4 protein-coding genes are annotated in these 7,950 nt (G+C 74.0%); all 4 read left to right on the forward strand.

Going from position 1 to position 7,950, the window contains the following annotated elements; translation table 11 throughout:
- The first annotated feature begins 143 nt into the window (after window positions 1–143).
- Window positions 144–1,160 carry a polyprenyl synthetase family protein gene (locus AC5LSR_RS19290; RefSeq protein WP_250290297.1) on the forward strand — a complete coding sequence of 339 codons (1,017 nt, stop codon included), beginning with the start codon at window positions 144–146 and terminating at the stop codon, window positions 1,158–1,160.
- A 60-nt stretch (window positions 1,161–1,220) separates the two neighbouring features.
- Entirely contained in the window at window positions 1,221–3,200 is a 1,980-nt protein-coding gene (locus AC5LSR_RS19295; RefSeq protein ID WP_250286109.1) for a terpene cyclase/mutase family protein, read from the forward strand.
- A 317-nt stretch (window positions 3,201–3,517) separates the two neighbouring features.
- Window positions 3,518–5,146, forward strand: coding sequence for a 4-hydroxy-3-methylbut-2-enyl diphosphate reductase (ispH, locus tag AC5LSR_RS19300; protein WP_493468768.1), 1,629 nt, complete (start codon window positions 3,518–3,520; stop codon window positions 5,144–5,146).
- 271 nt (window positions 5,147–5,417) lie between these two features.
- Window positions 5,418–7,950: DUF7846 domain-containing protein (locus AC5LSR_RS19305; protein WP_493468764.1), on the forward strand; the 2,533-nt coding region annotated here is incomplete at its 3' end.

Genomic DNA, 7,950 nt, shown 5'->3' on the forward strand with positions numbered 1-7,950 from the left:
GAGCAGGCTCTGCCCACCGAGCAGGCTCCGCTACCCACGCCGACGTCGGCGCCGACATCCGCGGCGGCCTCGACCGCGGCTCCAGGCGCGACTCCGAACGCGACATCGATATCGACAGCGTCACCGACAGGGGGATTCCCGGCATGACCACGTTGGTTCCCGAAGCGATCGAGCGGGGCCGGACTCTGGCAGTGCCGGCGCTACGCGCCGCTGTCGACCGGCTCCATCCCCGGCTGCGCCGGGTGGTCGCCTACCACCGCGGCTGGACCGACGCGGAGGGCACGCCGCTGCCGGGCGGCGGCGGAAAGCTGGTACGCCCGGCACTGGCACTGCTGTCCGCGGAGGCGGCCGGCGCCGCGGCCGAGACCGGGCTGCCCGGCGCGGTCGCGGTCGAACTCGTCCACGACTTCTCCCTGCTGCACGACGACCTCATGGACGGCGACACCGAGCGCCGCCACCGGCCCACCGCCTGGACCGTCTTCGGCGCGGACGGCGCGATCCTCGCCGGTGACGCCCTGCTGGGGCTGGCGACCCAGGTGCTGCTGGAGGTCGAGGGGGAGCCGGGCCGCCGCGCTGCGATCATGCTCGGCGCGGGTGTCCAGGACCTTGTCCGCGGCCAGGCCGAGGACCTGTACTTCGAGACCCGCAACGACGTCACCGTCGCCGACACCCTGACGATGGAGGACGGCAAGACCGGCGCGCTGCTGTCCTGCTCGGCCGCGATCGGCGCGGTGCTCGCGGGCGGGCGGGCGGAGCTCGTCGACGGCCTCGCCGAGTTCGGCTCCCGGCTGGGGACGGCCTTCCAGCTCGTGGACGACCTGCTCGGCATCTGGGGCGACCCGGCGGTGACCGGCAAGCCCGTGCTGTCGGACCTGCGCTCGCGCAAGAAGTCCGTCCCGGTCGTGGTGGCGCTGGAGGCCGGTGGCACCGACGCCGACGAGCTGCGTGCCTTCCTGGAGTCCTCGGGGGAGGCGTCCGAAAGCGAGCTGCACCACATCGCGGGGCTGGTGGAACGCGCCGGCGGGCGGGAGTGGACCACGGCCGAGGCCGACCGCCAGCTGGACGCGTGCGCCAAGCTGCTCGCGTCGCTGTCCCTGCCGCCGCTGGTGGAGACGGAACTGTTTGCCCTGGCCCGCTTCGTCACCGAGCGGGACCGGTGACGAAGCCGTGACACCGCTGTTCGTACCGCACCTGGATCCACATGTGGACGGGAGCTGCCGATGAGTTCGACCACCGACTACGAAGTCTCCCGCGAAACCTTTTCCGACACGGTGGCGGCAGCCGCCGTCCGGGCCCGTGACCACCTGCTGGGGCTGCAGTCCGACCAGGGCTGGTGGAAGGGCGAGCTTGAGACCAACGTCACCATGGATGCCGAGGACCTCATGCTCCGGCGGTTCCTCGGCATCCTCACCCCGCAGGAGGCCGAGGAGACCGCCCGCTGGATCCGCTCGCAGCAGAGCGCGAGCGGCACCTGGGCGACCTTCTACGGTGGCCCGCCCGACCTGAACACCACCTTCGAGGCGTACGTGGCGCTGCGCCTGGCCGGCGACAGCCCGGACGCGCCGCACATGCAGGCCGCGGCCGAGTTCGTCCGGGCGAACGGCGGCATCGCCCGCACCCGGGTCTTCACCCGGATCTGGATGGCGCTGTTCGGCGAATGGTCCTGGGACGACCTGCCGGTGATGCCGCCCGAGCTGGTGCTGCTGCCGTCGTGGTTCCCGCTCAACCCGTACGACTTCGCCTGCTGGGCCCGGCAGTCGGTCGTGCCGCTGACGATCGTCGGGACGTTGCGGCCGAAACGCTCCCTCGGCTTCAGGATCGACGAGCTCAGGGTCGGCCTTCCCCCGAAGCCGCTGGCGCCGCTGCGGTCCTGGCCGGGTGCGTTCGAGCGCCTGGACCGGCTGCTGCACCGCTACGAGCGCCGCCCGCTGAAGCTGATCCGCCGGCATGCGATGCGCCGGGCCGCCGAATGGATAGTCGCCCGCCAGGAGGCCGACGGCTGCTGGGGCGGTATCCAGCCGCCCTGGGTGTATTCGATCATGGCGTTGACCCTGCTGGGCTACCCCATGAATCATCCGGTGATCGTGGCCGGCCTGCGGGGGCTGGAGCGCTTCACCATCCGCGAGCGGACGCCTGCCGGGATGGTCCGCCGGCTGGAGGCCTGCCAGTCCCCGGTGTGGGACACCGCGCTCGCCGTCGTCGCCCTGCGTGACGCCGGTCTGGCCGCCGACCACCCGGCCATGGTGCGCGCCGCCCGGTGGCTCGCGGACGAGGAGGTCACCGTGGCCGGTGACTGGGCGGTGAAACGCCCGGCGCTGGCGCCCGGCGGGTGGGCCTTCGAGTTCGACAACGACCTGTACCCGGACGTCGACGACACCGCCGAGGTGGTGCTCGCCATCCAGCGCATCCTCGACCCGGGGCATGGGCGGGACGCGGCCGGCCCGCCGCACGCTCCGAGCGGGTTCGAGGCGGCCGAGCCCGAGCTCGCGGACCGGCTGCGGGCCGCGGGGCGCCGCGGGGTCGACTGGACCATCGGGATGCGCTCCGCGGGTGGGGCGTGGGGGGCCTTCGACGCGGACAACACCCGGACGCTCCCCACGAAGCTGCCCTTCTGCGACTTCGGTGAGGTGATCGACCCGCCGTCCGCCGACGTCACCGCGCATATCGTGGAGATGCTCGCCGAGGTCGGCCAGGCCGACAGCCCGGTCACCGAACGTGCGGTCCAGTGGCTGCTGGACAACCAGGAGCCGGGCGGGTCGTGGTTCGGCCGTTGGGGGGTCAACCACATCTACGGCACCGGCGCGGTCGTCCCGGCCCTGATCGTCGCCGGCGTCCCGGCCGACCATCCGTCGGTCGTCCGGGCGGTCCGCTGGCTGGTCGAGCACCAGAGACCCGACGGCGCGTGGGGCGAGGACCTGCGCTCCTACACCGACGACGCGTGGATCGGCCAGGGCGAGGCGACCGCGTCGCAGACGGCGTGGGCGCTGCTGGCGCTGCTCGCCGCCGACCCGGCGTCCCCGGCCGTCGAGCGCGGGGTGCGCTGGCTGGTCGACACGCAGCGTCCGGACGGGACATGGGACGAGCCGTACTACACCGGCACCGGCTTCCCCGGTGACTTTTCGATCAACTACCATCTGTATCGGCTGGTCTTCCCACTGACCGCGCTCGGCCGGTACCTGAGTGGCAGGTCCGCGTCATGACCTTCTCGGCACCGGAGACATCCAGGACGCCGGTTCCCGCCGAAGCCCCCACGGCGCCGACGCGGGCATCCGCGGGACCGGCCACACCGGTACCGGCACCCACGGCGCCGGCGGTACCAGCACCGTCCGGGCCGGCGGTACCAGCACCGTCCGGGCCGGCACATGTGCCCGCGCCAGCCTCACCGGCACACCCGCCGGCAGCCGTACCGACGGCGGCGTCAGGTCCGCCGGCGGCACCGGCCGCGCCTTCCGTACGGAAATCGCTGCCTTTGGTAGTGACACCGTCGGTGGCGACGTCGTCGGTGGTGGCGGCAGACATGCCGGCGCAGGCCCCGGCGGTACCGGCATCCGGAGGCCTCCCGGCCGGGCGGGCCGGGGCCGGGACGCTCGGTGCGCCCGCGCCGGGCCGTCCGTCCCTCCCGCGGCGACGCCCGCGCCTGGTGGTGGCCGCGCCGCTGCGGCTGGAGGCGTGGGCCGCCGCCCGCTCGGGCCTGCCCGCGGGCACGATCCTCGTCCGCACGGGCATGGGGCCGGAGCACGCCAGCCGCTCCACCCGCATCATCCGGGAGGCGCAGGCCGACGCGGTCGCCCTGGTCGGCCTCGGCGGCGGCCTCGGCCCGGGGGTGAAGCCCGGGGACGTGGTGGTGGCCGACGAGGTCCGTACCGCCGACGGTTCGGTCAGCGCCCGCTGCCTGTCCGCGCCCCTGCTCGCCGGCGAGCTGCGGCGGGCCGGGCTGACCGTGCATGTCGGCCCGGTGGTGTCGGTGCCACGGCTCGCGGTCGGCACCGCGCGCACCGAGCTCGCGGCCACCGGCGCGATCGCCGTGGACATGGAGTCGGCCCAGGTCGCCCCGGGCGCGAACGGGGTGCCGCTGGCCATCATCCGCGTCGTCGTCGACACCGCCGAGCAGCCGCTGGGACGCCTCGACCTGGCCCGCCGGGGGATCGCCGGGCTGCGGACGATGATGACCTTCGGGCCGGTGCTCGAACGGTGGGCGGCGGCCGTCGGGCCGCGGCAGGTGCTGCTCGCCGAGCCCCGGGCGTTCTGCGCCGGGGTCGAACGGGCGATCGAGGTGGTCGAGCGTGCCCTGGAGCTGCACGGCGCGCCCGTCTACGTCCGCAAGCAGATCGTCCACAACAGCCACGTGGTCGCCGATCTCGCCAGCCGCGGCGCCGTCTTCGTCGAGGAGCTCGACGAGGTGCCGCCCGGGGCGACTGTGGTCTTCTCCGCGCACGGGGTCGCCCCGGCCGTGTGGGACCAGGCCGGTGACCGCAGCCTGTCGGTGATCGACGCGACCTGTCCGCTCGTGGAGAAGGTGCACGCCGAGGCCCGCCGGTTCACCGCGCGGGGGGACACCGTCCTGCTCATCGGCCATGCCGGGCACGAGGAGGTGGACGGGACCCTCGGGGAGGCACCAGGGAAGATCAAGCTGGTGGAGTCGCCCGCCGACGTCGCCCACCTGGAGGTCGACGACCCGCAGCGGGTGACCTACCTGATGCAGACGACGCTCGCCGTGGACGAGGCGGAGGAGGTGGTCGACGCGCTGCGCGGCCGCTTCCCGGCCGTGGTCGGCCCCGGGTCCGCGGACATCTGCTACGCGACGTCGAACCGGCAGAACGCGATCCGGCGGGTGGCTGACGAGGCCGACGTGGTGCTTGTCGTCGGGTCGCAGAACAGTGCCAACTCGCGCCGGCTCGTCGACGTTACTGAGCGTGAGGGCGTGCCCGCCTATCTTGTCGGGGACGTCGGTGAGGTGGAGATGAGCTGGCTGGCCGGCGCGGACACCGTCGGCATCTCCGCGGGCGCCTCCGCGCCTCCCACCCTGGTCGACGAACTGACCCAGGCGCTGTCGGGCCTGGGCCACACCACTGTCGGCGTGCGTTCGGTGGGGGCCGAGACGATTTCCTTCCACCTCCCCAAGGAGCTGCGCCGCTCGGTCCGGTGAGCACGGCCGGCCCGCCGGCCGTGCTCACCGCGCTGGTCCCGCCGCCGATTCTTGTGGTGTATCGATTCCCCGGCCGGAACCGGCCGGGGAATCGGCGGTTCCTCGGTCCGCCGAAGCCAGGACAGCGCACATGAAAACAGTTGACTGAAGAATAGTTGACGTAGTTGAAGCGGCATGTCCGGCTACTGGGAGTCACATTTTCTGTCTTTGGCGCAGCCTTGTGGGTATGCGGTGAAAAACACAGGATGTGACTTCTGCTACGGTCCACCGAATGCGCCAGATGTCGACCAGCGAGGTTCTCACGGACCCGTCGTCGCCGTGCCGCGACCCTGGTTCTCTCGGCTCCCTGGACTCCCTGGACTCCCTGGACTCCCCTGGCCCCCGCGGGTCCTCCGAAGGCTTCTCCTCCAAGAGCTTCGAGGCTCTGGCGGACGCCGCAACGGCCAGCCGTGCTCCGGGCGCCCGCGGCCCGCTGCGACGGCCGCCGGGCGGACGGCGTGGCCCGGGCCGACAGCCGGGCCCGGGCCGGCGGCAGCGCCTGAGCCGGTGGCCCGGCCCCGGCCGGCGATGGCGGCCGTCCCGGGCCGGCCTCGCGCTCGCCGCCCTTGCCACGCTGTCCTTCGTGATGAGCGTGCTGCTGCAGCGCACGCTGTTCCGTCACGGCTCGGGCGACGCGGACGAGGCCGCCTATGTCATGCAGGCCAGGATGCTGCTGCACGGGCAGCTCACCCTCGACCAGAACCTGGTGGAGCCGTTCTTCCGCCCCTGGCTGACCGGCGTCCACGACGGGCGGGTGTTCACCAAGTACCTGCCGGGCTGGCCCGCGATGCTGGCCGCGTCCCAGCTGCTGTTCGGGACGATGATCGTCGCTCCGGCGCTGGTGGCGGCGGCCTGGGTGGCCGGGGTGTACCGCCTCGCCCGGGAGCTGTTCGACGATGTGGCCACCGCCCTCGTCGCCGCCGCCTTCCTGGCGTTCTCCCCGCTGGTGGTCGTGCACACGGCGCTGCCGATGGCGTACGCGTTCACCGCGGCGGCCCTGACGATCGCGGTCGCCGAGGTGGCGCGCGGCACCCGCACGGGCTCGCGCCTGTCACTGCTGGCCGGTGGCGCGGCGCTCGGCCTCGCGGCGACGGCCCGCCCGTTCGACGCGCTGCTGGTGACGCTGGTCTGCGCGCTCATCGTGGCAGGACGCTCCGTAACCGGCGCGCCTTCCGTCGGCGTTCTCCCCAGCGGTGGGCCTTCCGTCGGCGGGCTTTTCGTCGGCGGGCTTTCCTTCGGTGGGCTTTCCCTCGGCGGGCCCGCCGGTAGGCGGCTGCTGACGGTCAGCCGGTGGCGGCTGTCGCCGCGTGCCCTGCTGCGCCACACCTGGTGGACCGGGCTCGGGGCGCTGCCGTTCGCCGTGGCGGTGGCCGCCTTCTGCCGGCATGTCACCGGATCGGTGCGGCTGCTGCCGCTGGCCGCCGCCGACCCGCTGGACCGTTTCGGCTTCGGTGAGCGCCGGATCCTGCCGTCCGAACCGCCGTTCCTCTTCACCCGCCGGCTCGCGCTGCAGGCGTGGGAGGAGACCGTCGCCGCCGCCCCCGGCTGGCTCTTCGGCGGCCGGGGGCTGGTCGTGCTCGCGATCGTCGGCCTGCTGGTGGCGGAGCGCCGCCGCGTCCGGCTGCTGCTCGCCGCCAACGTGCTGCTGGTCTTCGTCGCGTACTTCTGCTGGTGGGGCAGTGCCATGGCGATGCCGAGCCTGCGCGACGGCATCGGCCCGCATTACCACATGGTGGCGCTGACACCCGTCGTTCTCCTCGCGGCCTCCGGGGCATGCTGGCTGTGGCGCCGCCTGCCCAGCCGGTGGTTCCTGCCGCGACCGGCCCGTGGCCTGCCGGCCGGTGGTCTGCCGGCCCGCGCGCTGCCGGCCCGCGCGCTGCCGGCCCGCGCGCTGGTGGCCGGCGGCTGCCTGCTGGCGCTGGCGGCGCTGACCGTGCCCGCCGTCCCCGGCAAGGCCGGGGTCCAGCGGTACGTGAACATGGTGGACGAGCGCGTGCTCGGCCTCATCCCCGACGATCTCGGCGGGCCCGCGGTCGTGATCGTCACCCCGCCGCTCCCGAGCCGGTACGCCCAGGTGCCCTACCACTTCCTGCGCAACAGCCCGGACCTGTCGGACGAGGTGCTGTACGCCGCGGACATCGGCCCGGCCGTCGTGGGGCTCGCCGCGCGGATGCCGGAACGTCGGCTCTACCGGCTGCGCCCGGACGAACTGCCAGCCCTGGCCGGGCTGCCGGCGGCGGCCGGGCCCGGCCGCCCACGGGGCTCGTTCGTCGAACTGCGCACGGTCACCGGTAGGGCGATCGACGCCCGGGTGTCGGTGACCGTCCCCGCCGGCCATCCCTACGCGCAGCTCTACCTGCGCCTGGGCAACCGGACGCAGACCTACCCGCTCGCCACCGGCACGGACGCCTCCGGCACGACACGCACGGTGACCTGGACGCTGGACGGACGCTCCGACGCCAGCCTGGGCGGGCTGCCGCGCCCCGGGACAGGTGGGCGCACGCCCGGGACGGCGGGCCGGCCCGCCGCCGGCACGGACCCTGCCACGTTGGCCCCCGCCGAGGTGGCCGCCGCCGAGGTGGGTCCCGCCGCGGAGCTGGTCGTGGGGCTGGTCGCGGGCGGCACGCCCGACCTGGCGCGGCCCTGGCGGTGGGAGGAACGCGTCCCACTGCAACGACGGTCCGACGGTTCCCTGGTCCTGCTGGCCCCGGGCGCGGGTTTCCGGCAGACACCGGAACTCCCCGCGGACGCCTGGGAGCAGGTCA

It is taken from the genome of Protofrankia sp. CiP1_Cm_nod4 (genome assembly GCF_982290645.1).

Coding starts and splice junctions, on each gene's coding strand:
- AC5LSR_RS19290 (WP_250290297.1), top strand. CDS start 144: ATGACCACGTTGGTTCCCGAAGCGATCGAGCGGGGCCGGACTCTGGCA.
- AC5LSR_RS19295 (WP_250286109.1), top strand. CDS start 1,221: ATGAGTTCGACCACCGACTACGAAGTCTCCCGCGAAACCTTTTCCGAC.
- ispH (WP_493468768.1), top strand. CDS start 3,518: ATGCCGGCGCAGGCCCCGGCGGTACCGGCATCCGGAGGCCTCCCGGCC.